The following is a 24351-nucleotide window of genomic DNA, read 5'->3' as shown; positions in this document are numbered from 1 at the left end:
TCAGGCGAACGGCAACCGCTCGGCCACGAAATCCATCAGGGTGCGCAGGGCGGGAGCCAGATGCTCCCGACTCGGATAGATAAGGTAAAACGGGTTGGCCGGAATGGGCTGATCCGGCAACACCTTCTGCAGCCGCCCCGCCGCCAAATCCCCTTCACAGACATGGTGGGGCAACAGGGCAATCCCCCCGTCATGAAGCGCCATCTCCCGCAGCGCCAGCAAGCTGTTGCTGACACAGGCCCCCTGCGGCCGCCAGCCCCCCTCCAGCAATGGCCACACCGGCATGGCCGAGTGCACCAGACAGGCATAGCGGCCCAGCTCGCTCAACTGTTGCGGCATGCCGTGGGCCGCCAGATAGGCTGGGGCCGCAACCAGATGGCGCGGCACCTGACCGATACGCCGGCAGATCAGGCTGGAGTCTTTCAGCGGCGCCGCCCGCAGCGCCAGATCGTAACCCTCGCCCACCAGATCAAGCTGCTCATCGCTCAGGGTCAGCTCCAGTACCACCTCGGGGTAAAGCGCACGAAACTCGGCCAGGATCCGGCCAAGCAGCAGGGTGCCGGTCGCCTCGGGGGCAGTGATCCGCACCCGCCCCGCCGGGGCCGAGCGCAGCCGTGCCATCGCCAGATTGGCACTGCGGGCCAGTGCCAGCAGCCCCTGACAGTGCTCCACATAGAGCTCCCCCTGCGGGGTCAGGCTCAACCTGCGAGTGGTACGCTGCAACAGCCGCACCCCGAGCTGGGATTCGAGCCGCGAGATCTTCTGGCTCACCGACGACTTGGGCATACCGAGCAGCTCGGCGGCTCGGGTAAAGCTTCCCTGCTCCACCACGGTGGCAAACAGCCCCATCAACTCCAGATCGACATTGTTCATATATTCAAACAGTCTTTACCGATTACCCATCTTAATCTTGATAATCAACCAGACTAGAGTGAGTGGCAATCCCGAACACAGCGATTTGAAAGGAAATACCATGAAAGCCATTGCCCTGACTCACTATCTGCCAAGCGACCACCCCGACTGCTTTATCGCAGCCAACCTGCCCGATCCGGTTCCGGGTCCGCGGGATCTGCTGGTCCGGGTTACTGCCACCTCCGTCAATCCGGTGGATACCAAGGTGCGCTCCCCCAAGGCCAAAATTGAAAGCTCGCCCCGGGTGCTGGGCTGGGATGCGGTGGGGGAAGTGATCGCCACCGGCAGCGAAGTCACCCTGTTCAAGGCGGGCGACCGAGTCTGGTATGCCGGCGACATCAGCCGCCCGGGCAGCAACAGCGCCCTGCAACTGGTGGATGAGCGCATCGCCGCGATCGCCCCCACCAGCTTGAGCGATGTGGAGGCCGCCGCCTTGCCGCTCACCGCCATCACCGCCTGGGAGACCCTGTTCGAGCGCTTTGCCCTCACCCGCGAGAGCCGTGGCAAACTGCTGATCATCGGCGGCGCCGGTGGCGTAGGCTCCATCGCCATCCAGCTGGCCCGCCAGCTCACCGGCATGGAGGTGATTGCTACTGCCTCCCGCCCCGAGAGCCGCGAGTGGTGCCTCGAGATGGGCGCCCATCAGGTCGTAAACCACCACAAGTTGCAGGAGGAGCTGACCGCCCTTGGCATCACCCAGGTCGATGCCATCTTCTGCACCAACGCCACCGCCGAACACTGGGCCACCATGGCAGGGCTGATCCGCCCGTTTGGCCATATCTGCACCATCGCCGAATCGAGCGAGCCGTGGGATCTCTCCCTGCTCAAGAGCAAGAGCGTCACCTTCAGCCAGGAGTTCATGTTCACCCGCTCCCTGTTCCAGACGCCGGACATGATCGAACAGCACCGCCTGCTCGGCCGGGTGGCGGCACTGGTCGATGAAGGGGTATTGCAGACCACCCTGACCAGAACCATCCCGTCGCTGACCCCGATCACGCTGGCTCAGGCCCATGCCGAGGTGGAAGCGGGCCGTATGGTTGGCAAGCTGGTGATCGACATGAGCGACTTTGCCAACTAAGCCCTCAAACGCACCATGATGGGATAAGTTCACCAAGGAGATGCCCCAAACGGGCACAACCAGCGGCACTCATGACTGCCTGTGGTAGGCCAACGTCCGACAATCAGCCAAAAAAGAGGCCATTTCGCGAGAAATGGCCTGAATACCTGAACATTGGGGTAACAATCACACACATATCCTTATGCAGGACAATCTAGTCTTTGCATCTGGCGTGCCAACAGCAGCATGAATGCGCCAAAACGGCGTCAGCCCGTCCTTGAGCAAGGTGCCGACCTTGCTCTTTTTTTGTCTGGCAGACTGTTTACCAGGCAAACAAGTGCAGATAAAAAAATGCCACCCGAGGGTGGCAGTGAAAGATGACGGAACTTGAGCAAAGCGTTCAGCGAAAACCGGTCGTCTTCGCCTGCATAGAGCGATACAGGAACCGTGCCAATCCGGCAAAAGCCCCCGAATCCCTCCACGTCATGGGCAAACCACGACAGCACTGCCCCATGATGGTAGAATCTCGCGGTTTCACATTTATGAAGAGTCGACGCCATGCCCTGGATACAAATTCGAATCAACGCCACTGCCAAGACCGCAGACAAGGTGAGCAACATGCTGCTGGGGCGTGGAGCCCAGGCGGTGACCTTTATGGATGCCAAGGATGTGCCCGTCTACGAACCCATGCCCGGTGAAACCCCGCTCTGGGGCGAGACCGAAGTGATGGGGCTGTTCGATGCCGAAACCGACCCGGCTCCCACCATCGCCTTTTTCCAGCAGATCTTCGGCGAAAATGTCGGCTACAAGGTCGAGCAGCTGGAAGACAAGGACTGGGTGCGCGAGTGGATGGATCACTTCCACCCCATGCAGTTTGGCGAGCGCCTCTGGATCTGCCCGAGCTGGCGCGATGTGCCGAACCCCGATGCAGTTAACGTGATGCTGGATCCGGGTCTGGCCTTCGGTACCGGTACCCATCCCACCACAGCGCTCTGCCTGCAGTGGCTGGACGGGCTGGATCTGGCCGGTAAAACCGTGGTCGACTTTGGCTGCGGCTCCGGCATCCTCGGCATCGCCGCCCTGAAACTGGGTGCTGCCCGCGTTATCGGTATCGACATCGATCCGCAGGCCATTCAGGCCAGCCGCGACAACGCCGCGCGCAACGGCGTCGCTGACCAGATTGAACTCTATCTGCCAGCCGACCAGCCACAGGACGTCGAGGCGGACGTGGTAGTCGCCAACATCCTGGCCGGCCCGCTGCGCGAACTGGCACCGCTGATCGCCGGCCACGGCAAGCCGGGCAGCCTGATGGCTCTCTCTGGCGTGCTGGAGAGCCAGGCACCGGAGCTGGAAACTATCTACGGCCAGTGGTTCGAGATGGACCCGACCGCTGTCAAGGAGGAGTGGTGCCGCCTCTCCGGCCGCAAGCACGGCTAAGCGCGGGCAACATAGACGCCAACCTAATGCCATCAGGGCTCCCATTCGGGGGCCCTGATTGTTTTGGCCTGCCGGGCTATTCCCGGTCCGTGGACATGGGCATGATCGCCCTCCCTTCTGATTGTATTCGTTTGAAAACAACAGACACCTTTTATTCCGGTAAGATAGTGGTCCGAGCCAACGCAACCGAGAAGGATTTCTTATGCGGATTGCCATTCTGGATGACTATCAGGATCAGGTGCGCCACCTCCCCTGCTTTGCCCTGCTGGCGGGTCATGACGTCACCATCCTCAACCAGAGCGAACCCGATACAACGCGCCTTGCCGCCCTGCTGGAAGGAATGGAAGCACTGGTGCTGACCCGCGAGCGTACCCGCATCGACGAACAGCTGCTGATACAGCTTCCCACCCTTAAACTCATCAGCCAGACCGGCAAAGTCAGCCAGCATATCGACCCGGCACTGTGCCAGCGGTACGGCGTTGCCGTGGCAGAAGGGATTGGCAGCCCTATTGCTCCCGCCGAGCTATGCTGGGCGCTCATCATGGCAGCCTCCCGCCATATACCTGCTTACAGCCAGGCGTTAAGCCAAGGCCAATGGCAGCAATCTGGTGACCTCGGTTTGGGACGCACGCTGCATGGGCTGACGCTCGGCATCTGGGGTTACGGCAAGATAGGCCAGCGGATCGCCCGCTATAGCAAGGCATTTGGCATGTCGGTACTGATATGGGGCAGTGAGGTTTCGCGCAGACAGGCCGAGCTGAATGGCTATGCCTGCGCCTCCAGCAAGGAGGCTCTCTTCAGTCAAGCCGATATCCTCACGCTGCATCTGCGCCTAAGCGAGGCAACCCGAGGCGCTGTTACCCGCGCAGATCTGGCCCGCATGAAAGTTGACTCTCTGCTGGTCAATACCAGCCGTGCCGAACTTATCGAGCCGGGCGCCCTCTATGCAGAGCTCAGTAACCATCCAGGGAAACGGGCCGCGCTCGATGTATTTGACATCGAGCCGGCGACACAGGAAAGCGAACCCCTGCTGCGCCTGCCCAACGTCTTGGCGACGCCTCATCTCGGCTATGTGGAGCAAAACAGCTACGAACTCTACTTTCGCGTGGCGTTCGAGAATGTGCTGGCCTTTGCCGAAGGCAAACCTGCCAACCTGGTTCTGCCCATATCGGGTGGGTGATCACGTTACTTCTGCAGTATTGGCGCCAATATCCAAATCCTTGGCAGATAAAGGAAAGCAACCTTCATGATCGAATACCAGAAGATGATTAGCAGCCAACAGTACAACTGCATGGCACCCGAGCTGGCCCAGTTGCGCCGGGAGGCGGCACGGCACTATCGCCGTTTCAATCAGGCAGAAGAGGAAGCAGAGCAGCGGGCACTACTGGCGGAGCTGATTGGCGAACTGGCAGAGAATGCCTTTATCTGCCCGCCCCTCTACTGCACCTATGGCCGCCACATCCACCTGGGCAAGGACTCCTACATCAATATGGGAGCGACCCTGCTGGACAATGCCCCCATCCGCATCGGCGCCCATGTGATGATTGGGCCAAATGTGCAGATCTATACCGCAGCCCATGCACTGGAGGCCGACGAACGAATTCAGGGAACAGAGACCGCGCTGCCGGTCACCATTGAAGACAAGGTCTGGATTGGGGGCGGCGCCATCTTGCTGCCCGGCGTCACCATAGGGCGGGAGGCGATCGTCGGCGCGGGCGCCGTAGTCACCAAAGATGTACCGGCCGGTGCTCGGGTAGTCGGCAACCCGGCCCGGATCCTGCCAGCCAAAAACAGGGCATAAGGCTGCCAACCGGGCTGTATGATGATGCAACCATCAGCTCACAGTAACCCCGACACCCCATAAAAATAAAGCCCAATGTCACGAAGACGTTGGGCTGTTAAAAGGTGCTACGGAATTGCGACTCTCATCGCAGAAAAATTAGAAGGAGTGCCCTTCTAAACTGGCAGGGAGATATTAGCGAATGCGCAAACGTTTTACATAGTGAAATACAACAGGATTGCGAGGTACATCGCACTATTTAAATAATTACCTGCTATGACGCGCGAAGCCTCTTTGACCCATTTATTTTCCCCAATCTCTCTGGTTACTATTCACGGTTAAACAGAAAAGCCCCGATTTCTCGAGGCTTTGCTTCTCTCAACCGCAACGTGGCCGAAAAATCAGAAACGGCGGACAAACTCATCAAGCGGCAGCTCGCGCAGTTTACGCGCTTCCAGCATGGGGGTGCCGAGATAGAGGAAACCCACCAGCTGATCCTCTGCCGCCAGTCCCAATCCCTTGTTGATCTGCTCATCGAAGATAAACCAGCCGGAGCGCCAGATACCGTTGAAGCCCTGCGCCTGCGCGGCCATCTGCATCGCCATCAGGGCACAACCGGCAGAGAGCTCCTGCTCCAGTTTCGGCACCTTGGGGTGATCCTGATAACGGGTTGCCACTGCGACGATCAAGGGCGCCCGCAGCGGGGCTTCGCTGCACTTCTTGATGCTCTCTTCATCTTCGCCACGGGCACGGGCCGCCTCGGCCAGCAGCTTGCCCAGCCGCTCGCGCCCCTCTCCTTCAAACAGAATGAACTGCCAGGGAGTCAGGGTGCCGTGATCCGGCGCGCGCAGGCCCGCCTTGAGGATATTGTCGAGCACCTCACCGCTCGGGGCGGGATCGGCGAGACGGCCACAGGAGTGGCGATTGAGCAACAGGGTGAGGGCATCCATGGGCAATTCCTTCTCTGGGGCAATGATGGCGCTACCTTAGCACAGCACCGAATGAAGAAAACCCCTGAGGCTCAGGGGTTTATCGCACTATAAAGGACAAGAGGGCACAGTTGGCTAGATGATCGCAGCCAGCTCGGCCCCTTGCCGGATGGCGCGCTTGGCATCCAGCTCGGCAGCCACGTCGGCTCCGCCGATGATATGCACCGGCTTGCCTGCCGCTTGCAACCCGGCCTGCAGTTCTTTAAGGGGCTCCTGCCCGGCGCAGACGATAACCTGATCCACCGGCAGACACTGCTTGGTCTCGCCCACCTGAATGTGCAAGCCCTCGTCATCGATCCCCAGATATTGCACCCCGGAGAGCATCTGCACCTTGCGGTTCTTGAGCACGGTTCTGTGGATCCAGCCGGTGGTCTTGCCAAGTCCGTCACCCACCTTGCTCTCCTTGCGCTGGAGCAGCCAGATCTGGCGCTCGGGGGCGTCGATTTCAGGAGCCGTGAGGCCACCGCGCTCGCCAAGCTGTTTGTCGATGCCCCACTCCTTGAGCCAGTGATCACGGTGCCCATCGGCATCCATCTCCACTTTCTTCTCTACCAGATACTCAGCTACATCGAAGCCGATGCCGCCGGCACCGATCACCGCCACCTTCTGGCCGACCGGTTTGTGATCCCGCAATACATCGAGATAACTCATCACCTTGGGATGCTCGATCCCCGGAATATTGGGGGTGCGCGGACGAATACCGGTAGCGAGGATCACCTCGTCAAAACCGCCGCCGAGCAGGCTCTCGGCACTCTGGCGCTGGCCCAGATAGAGCTCGACGCCGCACTTCTCCAGCCGTTTGGCGAAATAGCGCAGGGTTTCGTGAAACTCCTCCTTGCCCGGGATCTGCTTGGCGAAGTTGAACTGGCCGCCGATTTCGCTGGCTTGATCGAACAGGCTCACCTGATGACCGCGCTCGGCAGCGTAGCAGGCAAACGCCAGGCCAGCCGGGCCCGCCCCCACCACCGCCAGCTTCTTGGGCTGGGGCACGCGGCCAAAGGTCAGCTCGGTCTCGAAACAGGCACGGGGATTGACCAGACAGGAGGCGCGCTTCTGCTTGAACACATGGTCGAGGCAGGCCTGGTTGCAGGCGATGCAGGTGTTGATCTCGTCCGCCCGATTTTCGGCCGCCTTGATGACAAACTCGGGATCCGCCAGGAAGGGGCGCGCCATGGAGACCATATCCGCCTCGCCCCCCGCCAGAATCCGCTCGGCCACCTCGGGGGTGTTAATCCGGTTAGTAGTGATAAGCGGCACCTTGAGGTGTTTTTTCAGCTCGGCAGTGACCCAGCTGAAGGCGCCGCGCGGCACGCTGGTGGCGATGGTGGGAATACGCGCTTCGTGCCAACCGATGCCGGTGTTGATCAGGGTCACCCCCACCGCTTCCAGCGCTTTGCCAAGGGCAATCACCTCTTCCAGGGTCGAACCCTGTTCCACCAGATCCAGCATGGAGAGGCGGAAGATAATGATGAAGTCGGTGCCGACCCGCTCGCGGATGGCGCGGACAATCTCCACCGGAAAGCGCATCCGCTTTTCGCTGCTGCCGCCCCAGCCATCGGTGCGTTTGTTGGTGCGCTCGCAGATGAACTGGTTGATGAGATAGCCTTCCGAGCCCATCACCTCGACACCGTCATAACCGGCCGCCTTGGCCAACGCTGCTGTAGCCGCGAAGTCGCGGATGGTGCCGCGGATCTGCCGCTCGCTCATGGCGCGCGGTTTGAACGGGGAGATGGGTGCCTTGAGGGCGCTCGGCGCCAGACTGAAAGGATGGTAGGCGTAACGACCGGCATGGAGGATCTGCAGCGCTATCTTGCCCCCCTCCTGATGTACGGCGCAGGTCACCTTCTTGTGCTTGCTCACCTGCCAGGGGAAGCTCAGCTGGGAGCCGTGAGGTACCAGCCGACCGCGCAGATTGGGGGCAATGCCGCCGGTGACGATAAGGCCAACGCCACCACGGGCGCGCTCGGCGTAAAAGGCGGCCAGCTTGTCAAAACCGCCCTTCTCCTCTTCGAGGCCAGTATGCATGGAGCCCATCAACACACGGTTGCGCAGCTGGGTAAAACCAAGGTCGAGCGGGGTCAGCAGGGTCGGATAGCGGCTCACGATGCCTCCAGTTAATTTTTTGTTATCAAACTGAGGCTAGAGTAAAGAATCGAAAATTCTTTTTCAAACAAATGTTTGGACAATTTTTCAGCGAACAGCCGTGCCCTAAACGAAGATAGGCGGGATCCGCCAGTCGAAAATGGCAATTTCGCCCGCAACTGGTTAATAATGGCTCTTCTCTACCCATTAACAGGGCGATAACGCGACTATGTCTATTTTCAAAGGTCTGGGTTGGTTGTTCCGCAGCCTGTGGCGCCTGCTCAATTTCACCCGGCTGATGCTGGTCAATCTGCTGTTTCTCATCGTAGTGCTGGTCATCGTCTTCAGCGTCAGCCAGAAAGAGGCTCCCAAGGCGCCTATCGAAGGGGCGCTGACCCTCAATCTCAACGGCGTGCTGGTGGAGCAACGCTCCCAGACAGATCCCACCGTACAACTGCTGCGCCAGATGGACAGCAGCGACGAGCAGCCGAGCGAGATCGTCCTCTCCGACCTGCTATGGGCCATCAAGAGTGCCAAGGATGACGAGCGCATCAAGGCGTTGGTGATCAAGCCGCAAGGGCTGCAGGGGGCCAACTTCACCAAACTGCAGGAGGTGGCGAGCGCCATCGACTCCTTCCGGGAGAGCGGCAAACCGGTGATCGCCATGGCCGACTTCTACACTCAGGGGCAATACCTGCTGGCGGCCCACGCCGATCACGTGCTGCTCAACCAGAGCGGCGCCGTGGTGATCGAGGGGCTTGGGGTCTACCAGACCTACTTCAAGTCGGCGCTGGAGAAGCTCAACATCACCCCGCACGTGTTCAAGGTCGGTACCTACAAATCCTTCGTCGAGCCCTATACCCGCGACGAGATGTCTCCCGAGAGCAAAGAAGCGAACCAGCGCTGGCTGGATCAGCTGTGGCAATCCTATGTGGCTGACGTAGCCGAGCAGCGGGAGATCGAACCCGATGCGGTCGCACCGAGCAAGGATCGCTTCCTCGAGCTGCTGCGCAAGGCCGGTGGCAATGCCGCCAACTACGCCCTCGACAACGGTCTGGTGGATCAGCTGGCCACCCGCGACGAGATGACCCAGGCGGTCATTAAAGAGGTGGGTGAAGCGGACGACCACGGCTGGAAAGGGGTCGGCCTGAAAGAGTATCTGGCTGCCATTCCGGAACAATATCCCCAGAGCGGCAAGGATGAGGTGGGTCTGGTGGTCGCCAGCGGCGCCATCATGGATGGCGTCCAGCCTGCCGGAACCATCGGCGGCGACAGCCTCTCCGACCTGCTGGCCGATGCCCGCCGCGATGACAAGGTCAAAGCCGTGGTCCTGCGGGTCGACAGCCCGGGCGGCAGCGCCTTCGCCGCCGAGCAGATCCGCGCCGAGCTGCTGGCCCTGAAACAGGCAGGCAAACCGGTGGTGGTCTCCATGGGCAGCTATGCCGCCTCCGGTGGCTACTGGATCTCCGCCGATGCGGACAAGATCTTCGCCTCCCCGACCACTCTCACCGGCTCCATCGGGGTATTCGGCATGTTCGCCACCATCGACAAGGCGTTGGCCCAGTTCGGGGTGCATACCGACGGGGTTGGCACCACAGATTACGTCGGCGTCGGCCCGACCCGCGCCCTGCCGGATCACGTCGGTCAGGCCATCCAGCTGAGTGTGGAGGATACCTACCAGCGCTTCATCGGTCTGGTCAGCAAGGGCCGTGGTCTGAGCCCGGAAGAGGCCGAAAAAGCGGCCGAAGGCCGAGTCTGGACTGGTGAGGATGCCAAGGCCCTAGGGCTGGTGGACGAGTTCGGCAATCTGGATGACGCCATCAAGGCCGCCGCCGAGCTGGCCAACCTCAAAGAGTGGCAGGTGACCCCCATCGAGCAGGAGGAGTCCACCAAGGACAAGTTCCTGCGCCAGCTGTTTGACAGCAGTGCCCAAGTGCTGGCCCCCCAGTTGCAAAGCTGGCTGCCGGCTGGATTTGGCAAGGCATTGGTGGAAGTGAACCGCAGTCTCGACCCGCTCACCCGCTTCAACGATCCGCAAGGCACCTACGCCTTCTGCCCGGTCTGCGTGCAGTGAGCAAGCGGTGACTCTCCCCATAAAAAACGGCGACCATCTGGTCGCCGTTTTCTTTATTCAGTCAGTGCGCGCGGCACCGCCAACTTGCTCAATCAGGGATTGAGGCGGGTCGGCATACCGGTACGCTGTTCCAGCACCTGCTTGACCACGTTGGAGTCAGACTCGGCGTGAGCGATGAAACGGGTGATAGCCGGAGTCATCGGGAGCGGCACGGAGGCGGTGGAGTTGAACTCCTCCTCGGTGCGCGACAGCGGCTCATGTACTTCCATGTAGCGACCGCCATCCGGCTCGACCGTGGTCTTGACCGGCTGGTTGACGAACTGGACGCGGGTGCCGACCGGCACGTTGTCGAACAGATACTTGATGTCGTCAGCGCGCAGACGGACGCAACCGCTGCTCACCCGCAGACCTATACCGAAGGTGGCGTTGGTGCCGTGGATGGCATAGAGGTTGCCAATGTAGAGGGCGTGCAGACCCATGGGGTTATCCGGACCGGCTGGCCATACTGCCGGCAGGGTCTTGCCCTGGGCGGCATAGCGGCGACGGATGTTCTCGGTCGGGGTCCAGGTCGGGTTGGCGCGCTTGCGCTCTACCTTGGTGATCCAGTTCTCCGGGGTGTTTACCCCCAGCTGACCGATGCCGATGGGCAGCACTTCCACCACGTTCTTCCCTTTCGGGTAGTAGTAGAGACGCATCTCGGCAACGTTGATGACGATCCCTTCGCGGGGCGCGTTGGGCAGGATCAGCTGGTGGGGGATGATCAGGGTGCTACCCGCCTTTGGCAGATAGGGATCAACGCCCGGGTTGGCTTCCATGATGTTGGTCAGACCCAGCTGGAAGTCAGCAGCGATCTGCTCCAGCGGACGGTTGTCCGCAGGCACCACGTATTCCTGATTTTCACCGATCAGGCGGCTGTTGGCCGCAGGCAGACGGTACTCGACGGCGGCAGCCTGCTGGCTGACCAGCGCAAATGTGCATAAAAGGGCCGAAGCGGCAGTGCGAAGGGGATTCATAAAATTCCTGTGTGGTTTCCTGTACCAAATGGGCCGGGGGCCGTCTCATCCTCGGTCTGCCGGTGGCGGGTCAACCTGCCCCACGACGCCAATAACCGAGCGCGCATTCTTTCCTGAGTCGGCCAAAATTTCAACTTCCATATGTTGCTTTTCTTGTTAAAAGTAGCCGTTTTCGATGTGACGCTTATCAACAGGGCAAAAGCCACACTGGCAAGTCACAGCAAAGAGAAAGATGAATGGCACAGCCCGCCTGGCAGCGAGCCACCCGAGCCCTCGTCAACCACAACGCTGCGCCACCTTGTGTCACGGTTGCAGCCCTAGCTAAAACGTTTGTCGCATCGGGGGAGATAAGCCAATGTCGAGGGAGGCTTTGTATTGGCATGAAGAGGGATAAAACCGAGCGTCGGCCACCCGCCAGTGCCGGTTTCAGCTATAAAAAAACCGCTCCGAAGAGCGGTTAATGGAGCCACCAGGCAACCATAAAAGGGACTACAGGTAGTTGTCATTGGAATTACTGGACGGCTGCCTCTCCGGTGCCACTCTGCTCTTTGAGGAAACTGATCCACGGAGATGCCCGACCGCTGACGTTGCCATTCTGAGCCGCCTGGGTGAAGGCGTTGAGGGCCTCCTTCGGCTTTTGTTGCTCAAAATAGGCGACCCCGGTCAGGAACTTGAGATCCGCCCGCTGTTCACCATTGGCATTGGCTGCCGGTTTGGCGGCCAGCGCCACCAAATCCTGATAGCGTTTGCTCTGGATCATCATGCGCGCCATTTTCAGCTGCAATTCGGCACTCGGGGCCAGCTGGTAGGACTTGGCCAGGGTGTCGATGGCCGGATCCAGCTCCTTGGCCTGATGCCAGTAGTTGGCCAGGGTCTTGTAGTTGCTGGCGCTCCGCTCAATCACCCCGTCCTTCATCCCCTTCTCCATCACCCGTGCGGCGCGATGGGGAATGCCGGTGAAGGCGAGGTAGTTGGCGAGGCGCTGCAGCTCGGCGGCCTCGGTCAACATGCCGAGGTTGTAGGCCGACTCCAGCGCCGCCAGCGCCTTGGCATCGTTGCCTGCCTGCATATGCATGGCCGACAGCTGGGTCCAGTACTTCTTCTTCTCCGGGAACATGTTGACCAGAGAGGTCAGCACCTCGGTCGCCGGTTTGTACTGTTTCAGCTCGTAGTGAGCGCCCATCTTCAGCAGATACCAGGACTCCGGCGCTTTACCTGCCGACAGCTTGATCGCCTGATCCACCGCCGGGATCGCGTCACGGTACTGCTTGAGCTGAACATGGGCGTTGGCCAGCGTGATATAGGCATGGGAGTTGGGCTTGTCATCCTTGCCCTGGTTGGCAAACCACTCCTTCATGGTCTTGATCGACCCCTGATAATTACCCTCCGCCATATAGAGCTGGGCCAAGTTGTATCGTACCTGCTGGGCCACCGGTGGCGGCAAGCCGCCTGTCGCGATGGCATCGGCAAAGTACTTGGTCGCCTGACCGTATTTCTCCTGCTGGGCGGCCACGAAACCGAGGGTCTGCAATATGACCCCCTTGTCGTAGACCCGCTCGCCCGCACCTGAAAGCGCGTCTTGCAGCTTGGCATTGGCCTCACCGTATTTCTTCTCGGTGATCAGCTCCTGCGCCTTGTTGACCGCCCGATAGGCCCGATCCGACAGGGCCGGCTGCTCGGCGGCCCAACTGGCGGTGCTGAGCAGCACCGCCATGGCGACCGGGGCGAGGATCATCTTGTGTAACTTGTTCATCGCCACCTTCCTTAGTTGACCGCAAACTCGATCTCTTGCTGCATACGGCTCGCCTGCGGCTTGCCATCCACCATGGCCGGTTTGAACGTCCACTTGGCGATGGTTTTACGCGCCTCTTTGCCGAGGTCATAGCTGCGCGGCTCTTCCTTGACGATCCGCACGTTACTGACGGTGCCGCGCTCGGTGACGGTGAACTCCACCAGCACCTTGCCGGAAGCCAGCCCCGCCAGTGCCGCCTTGCGGGGCATCATGGGCTCGAAGGTTGCCAGCGGAATGGCGCCGTTGTTGCCACCGACGCCGCCACCACCGCCGCCGGTGCTGTAGGCCCCCAGCGCGTTGCCACCACCGATGTTGACCGGGATGTCAAGCTTGGGCATGTCCATCGGCGCGCTCTCCATCTTCGGCCGATCCGTGCTGGCCACCTCCATCTCGGGAGGCGGCGGCGGACGCTTGGGCGGCGGCGGTTTGGGCAGCTCCCGCTGTTTCTCTTGCAGGGTCTCCTGGGGCTTGAGGCGGATGAAATCGGTCATGGTGACGTCATCCTTCTCCACCAGCTCCCGGTGATCCGGTGTGATCAGCTTGTTCATTCCCAGAAACAGAAAGAACACCACCACACAGGAGACCGCCAACGATATCAGGTATCTCATAGGTCTCTCTCCGGCATCAGCTGCTCTTGTCTGCCGCGATGGAGATGTTCTGGACACCGGCCATGCGGATCTGATCCATGACCTGCACCACCAGACCGGAACGGGATTCGTTATCGGCCTGGATCACCACGGCGCTCTCCGGGTTTTCGGCCCGCAGCCGCTCGATGTTGGCGCGTACCGCCCCCACCTCGACCACCCGCTTGTCGACCCAGACCTGACCGTTTTCACGCACCGCGACCATGATATTGCCCTTCTTCACCGTCTCGGCCGTGCTGGCACTGGGACGGTTGATCTCGACACCGGACTCCTTGACGAAGGAGGTGGTGACGATGAAGAAGATCAGCATGATGAACACTATGTCCAGCATGGGGGTCAAATCGATAGCCGCCTCGTCAGCACCGCTGTCGCTGTAACGTTTTCTCATAGCAGAAACTCCTTGCTTGTTCTGTGCCCCCGGCAGGCCATGCCTCGCCGGGGGTATGCATCCTGCATCAACCGTGTTTCAGGTTGTCTTCCAGCTTTTGCACCGCCAGTTTGGCCTTGTGATCGAGCTGGTTGACAAAAAACAGGCCGGAAAGGGCGGCGATCATGCCCGCCATGGTCGGTACCGTTGCCTTGGAGATCCCCGATGCCATCGCCCGCGGCGAACCGGTGCCGGTGATGGCCAGGGTGTCAAACACCTGCACCATCCCCACCACGGTGCCGAGCAGCCCCATCAACGGGCAGAGAGCGATCAGCACCTTGATGACCGGCATCCCCTTGTCCACCGCCATGGCAACCCGTGAGACCAGCTCGCGCCGGATCTGCTTGGCAGACCAGGAGAGATGATCGGTGCGAGCCAGCCAGGTGGCCTTGGTCTGCTTCACCTGCTTGGGGTAAACCGCCATGAAGTAGAACCAGCGCTCCAGCAACAGGGCCCACATCATCAGGGTCAGGAAGAACAGGGCGACCAGTACATCGCCCCCCAATCCCAAAAACCGGCGGACCGACTCGACTTCTTCAATCAACCAGAACCACATGGGTGACTCCTTACGCTGCGGCTTTGGAGGCGTGCAGACGTTCCTGATAACGGGCGACGAAACCGGCGCTCTGCTCTTCCAGCACCTGGATCAGACGACGGCTCTGGGTCTGCACAATGGTGTAGAGGAACAGCATGGGCACCGCGACGACCAGACCCTGCATGGTGGTCACCAGCGCCTCGGAGATACCGCCCGCCATCAGCTTGGGATCGCCGGTACCGAACAGGGTGATAGCCTGGAAGGTGGCAATCATCCCCACTACGGTGCCGAGCAGGCCCAGCAGCGGCGCGACTGAGGCGATCAGCTTGATGAGGCTGATGCCCTTCTCGAACTTGGGCACGTTGCGCAGGATGATCTCGTCGAGCTTGGACTCCAGATCCTCGATGTTGTCACCGCGATGGTTCTGGTAGGCCCCCAGCATGTCACCAATGGGGTTGCCCTTGATGATCTGATCAGATTTCAGCTGCTTGCGCATGGACGAGCCGATCAGCGACAGGCGGATACCGCAGAAGATGGCCAGCAGGGTACCTATGACCCCCAATGCCAGGATCACATAGCCCACGGAACCGCCCTGATCGATACGCTCCTTGAGGGTCGGTGACTGCACCAGCAGGGAGAGGATCACGCCGCGAGACGGGTCGATAAAGATGGGCTTGACCCCGTCACCGCCCTGTTCAAACTCGGCGATGGGAGCCAGCACGCTCTTCTCCGGTTGACGGGAGAGCTGCTCGAACTTGCCGGTCTCCGGTACGAAGGTGAGGTACTTGCCTTCGGAGACAGTGTTGAACTCGCCGATCTGGGTGACGGTCTTCTCGGCCTGGTTGCCCTCGCCGTAGACCACAGTCGCCGGGATCTGGCTCACCTTGCCACCGTCCACCATGCGGCCGAGGGTGGTGGTCCAGAACGCTTCCAGATCGTCGCTGGAGGGGAGCTCTTTACTCTCGGCCAGACGGGTCAACAGAGCTGATTGCTCCGGATGCTCGACACGACGAGCGGAGGCGTTGAAGATCCCCTTGAACTCACCGGCAAACTGACGCAACACACCAAACATCTCGCCCATGTTGCCAGAACGCTGGCGCAGAGTTTCAGTCAGTTCGGTCAGCTGCTTGTCGTTGGCATCGAAGGTCGCCTTGAGCTGATCACCCTTGGCGGTTTCAGCAGCCAGCTCGGCCTTGGCCTTGGCCAGCAGTGCCCCCTGCTCGTTCTTGTCAGCCAGGAAGCGGGCTTCCCGCTCCTTGTTGAGTTGGGATTCGCTCAGGCTGGAGGCCTTGACCTGGTTCAGCAGCGCATTGAGATCCACCGGTTTTTCGGCAGCGGTCACCGGCAGGGTGACCAGGGTAGCTCCCGCAATCAGGGAGGCAATAGCAAGTTTGATTCCTTTCATGATGCTTTCTCCGCAGTTTGAACCGGCAGCTTGATCAGCGCGGGAGGCGCCTGCTTCTTGGCGATGCGAAGGCCCTGTTCAACCGCACTGCGATACTCCTGGGGCAACTCTTCCCACTGACGGGTCTTCTTGTTCCACATGCCGGTCTCCTGACCATCCGGAGACTGGTAAAGCAGCGCGATGCGGCCAACGCGCAGGAACTCGTAGGTCTTCTCGCTGCCATCCTTGTCCAGGCTCGCCTTGTAGGCCTCAATGGTGCGGCTGAAGCCCTCCTCGATCTGGTAGGCCTCCAGGATCTTGCGGTACTTCTCCGAGATGGTGACATCGGCCCGGTTCATCAGGTCGGTCAGAGCCGCCACGCGGTCCTCCCGCTCGACCTTCTGGAACGGCAGATCCAGCGCCACAAACTGCTCGAGGGAGTCGATCATCTTGAGCATCAGGGGCACCACTTCGGTGCTGGTCTGGTCGATCTGGGCGATCTGCTTTTGCATCGACGCCAGCTCGGCGCTCTGGGACTCGACCATCTTGCTCACCTGCTCGTTGTAGGTGCGCAGACTGTCGACCTGACGCAGGGCGGCCTTGTACTGGGCCAGTGCGGATTCGGCAGATTCGGCATAGCTGTCGATCTTCTGCTGGGAAACTTTGGATGCGTTGTTGGTGGCGGCTTGAGCGTCCACAGCCTGACCGGCAGTAGCGGCACTCAGATTGAAGCTGGTCAACAAGGCGGCCGAAACCAGGCTGCCAAGGAGCGCTTTCTTCATTGTAATGGTCCTTGTCTTCATAGGATTACCCTATCTCCGTAACTTCCTTGGACGTTGGGCACAGCCGGCCCGACCGGGCCGGCTGAGGTTGTATATCAACAGGGTTGATTAGAACTTCTGGGTGTAGTCGATGTAGTAGATGCGACCGTCGATGCTGTAGAGGTCTTCATCGTAAGTGAAGCCATCATTGGACAGGGAGGGGCCACGGTTGAACATGTTCTTCACACCGGTCTGGATCTTGCCATTCCAGCTGGTATCGACTGCGACGTTCAGGTTCCAGACGGTGTTGGAAGCGATATGACCCTCTTCCTGACCATCAACATAGTCCTGGCTCTGGGAATCGATATAGTTGGCGCTCAGGTAGGTATCCAGATTCCACAGCTGCGGGAAGTTGGCACCGATCCCGGAGTTGAGGCGCAAGTCAGGTTTGCCATTCCAACCCTTCTTGTCGATCATCGGACCACCGGCAAACAACCCCTCTTCGTACTGCAGGATGTAAGTACCACCGAAGTCATAACGCAGGGTGAAGGTGTTGAAGTCGTACTTGTAATCGGCTTTAAAATCTACACCACTGGTCTTGAGTTGCCCCAAGTTGACCATGCCAGCCTTGATCTCCTTGATGGTGCCGTTGGGGAGACGAATTACGTTCGGGTTGCTGCCACTGTTCAGCTCCTGATAAATCTGGGTTTGTGCCGTGGCTAGCTGGATCACATCATCAATCTTGATGTAGTAGTAATCGAGTGACAGATTCAAGTTATCCAGCGGATTGTAAGCAGCCCCGATAGTGAAGGTATCAGCCGTCTCCTCCTTCAGATTTTTATTGGACTGGCGGGTAACGTCATACTGTTTCTCAGGACAGTTAGCTGTGCCGGTAGCATTGCAGCGTACATAGTCCTTGGCATAGTCAGCAGAGAATGAGTCTGCGGCATAGAGATCATCCAGCCCCGGCGCCCGGAACGATTGTGACCAGGAGGTCCGGAACATCAAGTTGTCTAGCGGCTGGTAACGCAGGCTCGCTTTGGGCGAGAAGGCGCTGCCAAAGTCGCTGTACTTGTCATAACGACCCGCCAGGTTCAGCTCGACCTGCTCGGTGATGGGGATCAGGCTCTCGATATAGGTGGCAAACACATCGCGCACACCACCACCGGAGTTGCCGGATGAACCTATGACGTTGCCTGCTTCAGACTGACTGTCATAGGTATCGGAGTAAGTCCAGTCGTTATACTCGGAGCCCCAGTACCAACCGATTGGACCGGCAGGCAGTTCGCCCATTTCCCAACCCAAACCGCCATACCACTGGAAAAAGTCCATCTTGGAAGTACGCGAGGTATCGTAGGACAACAGATCATTTACTGACTTATCAAACTCACCATTGGTGAACTTGCCATCTTTGATTGCATTACGGGCAGCACTTTTGAGGATATAACCGCTACCATCGCTGGTATTGTCAGTCTTGGAGTACATGTAACCGGCGTTCCATTCAACATCCCCAACGGCCTCGGTAGGTAGTACACCGTCAAAGCCCAGGTTCATGCTGCCGGTAAAGTCAGTCACATCGTTATCACGGGGACCAATATTGTTGAATCGATAGAAAATTGCAGCCTGACCGCCAGTGATTCCGTTCGCAGCCAACAACGCAGGATCATCACTCACAAATGAGCCCGCAGCAGGGGCAAAGCGGCCAAAACTGGTCACCCGAGAGCCAATAAACTGAGGAACAAAATCCACACTGTCATTGATGTGATAGCGACCATTCACATAGACAGTATCGCGAGAACGAGAGGCTGTTTTAGCAGCAACCTTGGCGAAATCAAAGTTGCATAAACCATCCTGTTCAACAAAGCCGGTCCCGACATTGGCACAGTTGATACCTGCAAGCTGCTTCAGATCACCTGTATCTAAATCCATGATGTTACGGCCAGCCACGCTGGGGGACATTGCACCTTGTAAAGCCAGATAGTCACGGTCACGATAGTAGATCACGTCCTTCTCATCGTGCTCGTAAACCATCATCAGGGACCCTTTCTCCCCATTGACGCCCGCAACCACAGAGCCACTCTTCTCATCACCGCCCTCTTCGGTTGGTGAGCCAAGACGCCCTTGGAATGTCAACCCTTCGAAACCCTCCTTGAGGATCACGTTGATAACACCTCCGATAGCATCAGAACCATAGAGTGCGGAGCCGCCGTCCAGGTTCACTTCCACCCGCTCAACAGCAGCCATGGGGATGGTGTTAAGGTTGATGGAAGTGCCCCCCATGGAGGGGGATCCAGCAACACGTTTGCCATTGAGAAGCACCAGGGTACGTTCTGAGCCCAAGCCACGCAGCCCTACTGTGGCTTGTGACTGGGCAGAACTACCGGAGGATGGGGAGAAACCACCAAAAGAGTTGTAGGAGGCCTGTTTCAGATAATCCGCCACAGTCTGCTGACCAGACTGTTCAATTTGGGCCTTGCTGACAGAGACGACCGGAGTCGCCCCCTCAACATCAACACGGGAGATACGGGAACCAGTGACTTTGATTTTCTGCAGTTTTTCGACGTTCTGCCCTTCTTCGGCAGATACGGATGGGGCCGCCGCAAGGCTCGCCAAGGCGAACGCAATCGCAGCAGAGATTCTGCTCTTCCTAAGCATCGCTTATATCCTTCCTGGTTGTTTATTGTTTGCTTCCTGATACCGCCCTCTTTGGAGCGATGTGTAAGGCTTATCAATCTTTGACTAGCGACGTCAATGGAGCAGGGGTGTGGCGAGGTCAGGCGTAGAATAAGCGGAGTGTATTAATTTTGACCGGCATAATTAGTGAATAATTCTGCCAAAAATAACCCTCACAATGTAAAAATATTGTTAATTGGCGTAAATGGCGCTGAATTAAAATTTGATGAACTTATTAGTTAACGTGCTGTCCGTTTATATCTTATTTTGATTTATCGGCCTTAATAAGAATAAAACACTAACTTCATGAGGGTTTCACCTGACGGTTCTCATGGGGATAACAGATAAGATCGTTGAGATGATATCGTTTTCCTTCAATTTCACCGCTCAAACAAAAACGCTATTAATCAACAACTTAAAAACACAAAAAACTCAAATAAACAGCTGCTTATATTTTTTAAAATAATGTTGAGCAGTAGCGTTTTGTTTTGATTTTCACTTTTCAGATAAAAAACGTCATTTTTCGGTGCTTTTGGTCTCAGCGGGTCATTTGTCCCAGTTTTCCATTTCCTTGTACTTGATTTTTGTTGCAGAGCTTTTACAGTGGCCAAGCGGATTGTCTGCTGTTTGGCAACCAATCCAGCGCGTAATGCCAGGAAGGACAGGCCCGTCACCGGATTTGACTGGCCGCAAAAAAGAACAACAAGGACGAGGTTCCACCATGCTGTCGTATTTCCTACGCCGGATGCTTTTGATCATTCCGACGTTTCTCGGTATCACCCTGCTCGTCTTCACCATCACCCGTTTCGTGCCGGGCGGTCCGGTCGAACGCATGCTGCTGCAAGCCCAGGTTTCCCAGAATGAATCTGGCCGCTCCAGTGGCAGCAAGGGGGCGCAGGCCCTCTCCGATGAACAGATCGAGGAGCTCAAGGCCTTCTATGGCCTCGACAAGCCGATGCTGGTCGCCTACTGGGAGTGGCTGCAGAAGTTGGCGGTGCTGGATCTGGGCGAATCGACCCGCTACTACGAACCGGTGTGGGATCTCATCAAGGAGCGGCTCCCGGTCACCGCCTTCTTCGGGCTGGCGACCTTTCTGCTGAGCTATGCGGTCTCCATTCCGCTGGGGGTGGCGAAAGCGCTCAGGCACAACAGCCGCTTCGACTCGTTGAGCTCCATGCTTATCTACATGGCCTATGCCCTGCCCGCCTACGTGGTGGGGATCTTCCTCATCACCGTCTTCGCCTTCCATCTGGAGTGGCTGCCGATGGGCGGTTTTCCGGGGGACGACTTTGAATACATGGAGAGCAGCTGGGATCAGATCCGCACTGTCTTTGCCCACGCCCTGCTGCCGCTTATCGCCTACGCCATCGGTGATTTCGCCATCCTCACCATGACTATGAAAAACAGCCTGATGGAGAACCTGTCGGCCGATTATGTGCGTACTGCGGTGGCCAAGGGGTTGCCGTTTCGCAAGGCGGTCACCGACCACGCCATGCGCAACAGCCTGATCCCCATCGCCAGTCACCTGGGGTCTGTACTCACCGTTTTCTTTGGCGGCTCCTTCCTCATCGAGACCATCTTCAACATCGACGGCATCGGCCTGCTCGGTTACGAGGCTATCGTCGAGCGGGACTACCCCACCGTAATGGGCATTCTGGCCATCACCTCCATGCTGATGCTGATTGGCAATATCGTCTCCGATATCTGTGTTGCCCTCGTTGATCCGCGCGTGCGGTTTGGAGACTGACCATGAAGCTCAATCCGGTTACCTTGAAAAAACTCAAGCGCTTCAAGTCGATCAAGCGCGGTTACTACTCCTTCATCATCTTCACCACCCTGGTGCTGCTCTCCCTGCTGGCGGAGCTGCTGGTCAACAGCCGGGCACTGATGGTGAGCTATCAGGGCCAGCTGCACTTTCCCACCTATGGCGATGTGATCCCCGGTCAGCAGTTCGGGCTCGATTACGAGTACGAAACCAACTACCGCCAGCTCAAGGCCAAGTTTGCCGCAGAGGACCAGGGCGACTGGGTACTGCTGCCGCCGGTGCCCTGGAACCCCTACGAGCAGGATTTCAAGGAGGATGCCTACCCGCCTTACGCCCCCAGCGCAGCCGAGCGCCACTTCCTCGGCACCGACACCAGCGGCCGCGACGTACTGGCGCGACTGGTTTACGGCTTTCGCATCGCTATCGGCTTTGCCTTTATCGCGCTGGCGGCCAGTTACGCCATCGGCGTCACCATCGGCTGTCTGATGGGCTTTCTCGGCGGCCGCTTCGACCTCATTCTGCAACGCTTTATCGAGATCTGGTCCCAGGTGCCGTTTCTCTACGTCATCATGATCCTGGTGTCGCTTGCCAAGCCCAACTTCGGCCTGTTTGTCGCCATCAACGTGCTGTTCGGCTGGATGGGGATCACCTGGTATATGCGCACCCTCACCTACAAGGAGCGGGCGCGGGACTATGTGATGGCGGCGCGTGCGCAAGGGGCGACCACCGGGCGGATCATCTTCAACCACATCCTGCCCAACACCCTGATGATGATCGTCACACTGGCGCCGTTCGCCGTGGTGGGCAATATCTCGACCCTGACGGCGCTCGACTATCTGGGCTTTGGCCTTGCGCCGCCGACCCCGAGCTGGGGGGAGCTGCTCTCCCAGGGCATCAACAATCTGGATGCCATCTGGATCGTCAGTTCGGTGGTGGCAGCGGTGAGTCTGGTGCTGATCATGGTCTCCTTTATCGGCGAGGCGATCCGCGAGGCGTTTGATCCGCGCAAATTTACCCGTTACCAATAAGCCAGCCGATGCCAGCGCATCGGCAGGCGCCAGATAACGAACAGTGATAAATGAAGGACGGGCCGCCGCCATCGGCGGTCCCGGGAGCAAGGGATAATCCCGTTATCAATCAAGACCCCCAGTGCAGGGGCCAGACCTGGAAGTCAAACATGAAAAATAAAATCAAATGGATAGGTGCTCTCTTTGTGCTGGTAAACGGATCCTGGGTCTGGGCGGCCAGCCTGCCCGCGGATCTCAAATGGGAGACCAACGACACGGATCCGGTGTTCGCCTCCCCCAAGGCGCTGTCGGGCGGCAGCCTCAATATGTTTGTGGAGAGCTTTCCGCTGACGTTCCGCACCGTGGGGCCAGACTCCAACGGTTCGTTCCGCTCCTTTATTCTCGATAACCAGTTGCGACTTATCAGCTTCCACCCCAATACCGGCAACCCCATTCCCTCGCTGGCGACCCACTGGGCCATCGCGCCAGACAGCCAGACCGTCTACTTCAAGCTGGATCCCCGCGCCAAATGGTCGGATGGCAAGCCGGTCAATGCCGATGACTACACCTTCGGCTACGAGATGATGCGCTCCAAACACATCAAGGGGCCCTGGTTCAACAACTACTACACCACTGAAGTGGTAGCGGTAGAGAAGATCGATGATCACACCATTATGGTCAAGGCGGGCAACCGCAAAGCCAAGATGGACCTGCTCAACACCACCGAGCTGTGGCCCCAGCCCAAGCACTACTACAAGCTGACCCCCAACTGGGTGAAGCAGTACAACTGGGCCGTGGTGCCCACCACAGGCCCCTACGTGATCAGCGACGTCAAGAAGGGCAAGTCGGTCACCTTCAGCAAGCAGAAGGATTGGTGGGCAAAAGACGATCGCTACAACCAGCACAGATTCAACATCGACACCATCAAGGTGCAGGTGATCCGTGACCACAACATCGCCTTCCGCCACTTCCTGAAAGGGGAGATCGATACCTTCGAGATGATCCTGCCCAACTGGTGGCATGAAAAAGCGGTCACCCCGGAGTACAAAAAAGGCTATGTGCAGAAGGTAATGGCCATGACCGACACCAAACAGGGCGGTCAGGGGGTTCACCTCAATGTGGCCAACCCCAAGCTGGCGGACGTAAACGTGCGCCTCGGCATCCAGCACGCCTTCAATATCGACAAGATGATAGAGACCGTGCTGCGCGGCGACTATGACAGAGCCACCACCTTCGACTCGGGCTTTGGCGAGTTCACTGACATCACTTTGCCGGAGCGGGCTTATGACATCGACAAGGCTCGGGAGTACTTTGCCAAGGGCGGCTATAACAAGCCGGGGCCGGACGGCATCCTGCAAAATGAGAAAGGGGAGCGGCTGACGCTGGCGCTCACCTACACCAGTCAGGAGCACTCCAAGCGACTGACCGTGCTGAAAGAGGAGGCCAAGAAGGCGGGACTGGATCTGGAGCTCAATCTGGTGGATGGCGCGACCGGTTTCAAGGTGATGCTGGAGAAGAAACACGAAGCGGCCTGGCTCGGCTGGGGCGGCGGCGGTCTCTATCCGCAATATTGGGAGTTTTTCCACTCCGCCAACGCCAACAAGCCGCAGACCAACAACCTGTTCAACGTTGCGGACAAGGAGCTAGACGCGCTGATCGACGCCTACAACGTCGAATTCGACATGGCCAAACGGGCCAAGCTCTCCCAGCAGATCCAGCAGCGCATCTATGACCTCGCCATCTTCGTGCCTGGGGTGCAGCTCAACTATGTGCGGGCCAGCAGTTGGCGTTATGTGATGCTGCCGGACGTACCTGCCACCAAGAACACGCCGGATCTGCTCTACTGGCCGATGGACGGTTATCCTCACAGTAGTGGCGGTCTGCTCTGGCTTGATCCCAAGGTGAAGGAAGAGACCCGCAACGCCAAGGAGGCAGGGGAGGCGCTGGCGCCCATCAACCTGCTCGACAAGACCTATGCACGTCATTGATATTCAGGCCATTGCGAAGGGAGCAGCCGTT

The 24351-nt window shown here is 58.7% G+C and carries 19 protein-coding genes; 8 read left to right on the top strand and 11 right to left on the bottom strand.

What is annotated here, in order from left to right; translation table 11 throughout:
* A complete protein-coding gene (locus AB5Y90_RS13565) occupies positions 1-873 on the bottom strand; it encodes a LysR family transcriptional regulator (protein WP_216951974.1) in 873 nt (290 codons plus the stop codon).
* Positions 874-973: 100 nt separating this feature from the next.
* On the opposite strand from AB5Y90_RS13565, the gene AB5Y90_RS13560 reads away from it, so the two are divergent.
* From AB5Y90_RS13560 to AB5Y90_RS13545, 4 genes are all read left to right on the top strand, one after another.
* Positions 974-1990 (top strand): zinc-binding alcohol dehydrogenase family protein, encoded by a 1017-nt coding sequence (locus AB5Y90_RS13560; protein WP_368166987.1) that lies wholly within the window; start codon positions 974-976, stop codon positions 1988-1990.
* Between the two features lie 537 nt (positions 1991-2527).
* Positions 2528-3406 carry a 50S ribosomal protein L11 methyltransferase gene (gene prmA / locus AB5Y90_RS13555; protein WP_005349476.1) on the top strand — a complete coding sequence of 293 codons (879 nt, stop codon included), beginning with the start codon at positions 2528-2530 and terminating at the stop codon, positions 3404-3406.
* A gap of 202 nt (positions 3407-3608) precedes the next feature.
* Complete coding sequence (locus AB5Y90_RS13550) at positions 3609-4586, top strand: D-2-hydroxyacid dehydrogenase family protein (protein WP_368166985.1); 978 nt, start codon at positions 3609-3611, stop codon at positions 4584-4586.
* A gap of 66 nt (positions 4587-4652) precedes the next feature.
* Positions 4653-5207: a sugar O-acetyltransferase gene (locus AB5Y90_RS13545; protein ID WP_181223329.1), complete on the top strand. Its 555-nt coding sequence runs from the start codon at positions 4653-4655 to the stop codon at positions 5205-5207.
* A 380-nt stretch (positions 5208-5587) separates the two neighbouring features.
* Here AB5Y90_RS13545 and AB5Y90_RS13540 read toward each other — a convergent pair whose 3' ends face one another.
* Both AB5Y90_RS13540 and AB5Y90_RS13535 read right to left on the bottom strand, forming a co-directional pair.
* Positions 5588-6136, bottom strand: coding sequence for an NAD(P)H nitroreductase (locus tag AB5Y90_RS13540; protein ID WP_042080611.1), 549 nt, complete (start codon positions 6134-6136; stop codon positions 5588-5590).
* Positions 6137-6250: 114 nt separating this feature from the next.
* Complete coding sequence (locus tag AB5Y90_RS13535) at positions 6251-8278, bottom strand: FAD-dependent oxidoreductase (protein WP_368166983.1); 2028 nt, start codon at positions 8276-8278, stop codon at positions 6251-6253.
* 208 nt (positions 8279-8486) lie between these two features.
* On the opposite strand from AB5Y90_RS13535, the gene sppA reads away from it, so the two are divergent.
* The gene (gene sppA / locus AB5Y90_RS13530; RefSeq protein ID WP_368166981.1) at positions 8487-10331 is read left to right on the top strand and encodes a signal peptide peptidase SppA; all 1845 of its coding nucleotides are present in this window, start codon (positions 8487-8489) and stop codon (positions 10329-10331) included.
* A 92-nt stretch (positions 10332-10423) separates the two neighbouring features.
* Here the strand turns inward: sppA and AB5Y90_RS13525 are convergent, their stop codons facing one another.
* The 8 genes from AB5Y90_RS13525 to AB5Y90_RS13490 all read right to left on the bottom strand — a co-directional run bounded on the left by AB5Y90_RS13525 (position 10424) and on the right by AB5Y90_RS13490 (position 19542).
* Complete coding sequence (locus AB5Y90_RS13525) at positions 10424-11344, bottom strand: L,D-transpeptidase family protein (protein ID WP_005338927.1); 921 nt, start codon at positions 11342-11344, stop codon at positions 10424-10426.
* 511 nt (positions 11345-11855) lie between these two features.
* A complete protein-coding gene (locus tag AB5Y90_RS13520) occupies positions 11856-13097 on the bottom strand; it encodes a tetratricopeptide repeat protein (RefSeq protein ID WP_368166979.1) in 1242 nt (413 codons plus the stop codon).
* A gap of 11 nt (positions 13098-13108) precedes the next feature.
* Positions 13109-13744 (bottom strand): energy transducer TonB, encoded by a 636-nt coding sequence (locus AB5Y90_RS13515; RefSeq protein WP_005343441.1) that lies wholly within the window; start codon positions 13742-13744, stop codon positions 13109-13111.
* Positions 13745-13760: 16 nt separating this feature from the next.
* Positions 13761-14168 carry a biopolymer transporter ExbD gene (locus tag AB5Y90_RS13510; RefSeq protein ID WP_005338933.1) on the bottom strand — a complete coding sequence of 136 codons (408 nt, stop codon included), beginning with the start codon at positions 14166-14168 and terminating at the stop codon, positions 13761-13763.
* 67 nt (positions 14169-14235) lie between these two features.
* Positions 14236-14763, bottom strand: coding sequence for a MotA/TolQ/ExbB proton channel family protein (locus AB5Y90_RS13505; RefSeq protein ID WP_005338936.1), 528 nt, complete (start codon positions 14761-14763; stop codon positions 14236-14238).
* 10 nt (positions 14764-14773) lie between these two features.
* Complete coding sequence (locus AB5Y90_RS13500; RefSeq protein ID WP_335811796.1) at positions 14774-16147, bottom strand: MotA/TolQ/ExbB proton channel family protein; 1374 nt, start codon at positions 16145-16147, stop codon at positions 14774-14776.
* Positions 16144-16908, bottom strand: coding sequence for a DUF3450 domain-containing protein (locus AB5Y90_RS13495; RefSeq protein WP_335811795.1), 765 nt, complete (start codon positions 16906-16908; stop codon positions 16144-16146). The genes AB5Y90_RS13500 and AB5Y90_RS13495 overlap by 4 nt, the downstream gene beginning before the upstream one ends.
* A gap of 108 nt (positions 16909-17016) precedes the next feature.
* Entirely contained in the window at positions 17017-19542 is a 2526-nt protein-coding gene (locus tag AB5Y90_RS13490; RefSeq protein WP_058057271.1) for a TonB-dependent receptor, read from the bottom strand.
* 739 nt (positions 19543-20281) lie between these two features.
* Between AB5Y90_RS13490 and AB5Y90_RS13485 the strand changes: the two genes are divergently transcribed.
* The 3 genes from AB5Y90_RS13485 (at position 20282) to AB5Y90_RS13475 (ending at position 24320) form a co-directional block, all read left to right on the top strand.
* Complete coding sequence (locus tag AB5Y90_RS13485; RefSeq protein ID WP_031227629.1) at positions 20282-21307, top strand: ABC transporter permease subunit; 1026 nt, start codon at positions 20282-20284, stop codon at positions 21305-21307.
* A gap of 2 nt (positions 21308-21309) precedes the next feature.
* Positions 21310-22353 (top strand): ABC transporter permease, encoded by a 1044-nt coding sequence (locus tag AB5Y90_RS13480; protein WP_368166977.1) that lies wholly within the window; start codon positions 21310-21312, stop codon positions 22351-22353.
* A gap of 149 nt (positions 22354-22502) precedes the next feature.
* Positions 22503-24320 carry an extracellular solute-binding protein gene (locus AB5Y90_RS13475; RefSeq protein ID WP_368166975.1) on the top strand — a complete coding sequence of 606 codons (1818 nt, stop codon included), beginning with the start codon at positions 22503-22505 and terminating at the stop codon, positions 24318-24320.
* Positions 24321-24351 lie beyond the last annotated feature (31 nt).

Origin of the sequence: Aeromonas sp. R4-1 (assembly GCF_040908325.1) — a bacterium.
Taxonomy (GTDB): Bacteria; Pseudomonadota; Gammaproteobacteria; order Enterobacterales; family Aeromonadaceae; genus Aeromonas; species Aeromonas veronii.
This window is presented reverse-complemented; position numbering and strand designations above follow the sequence as displayed.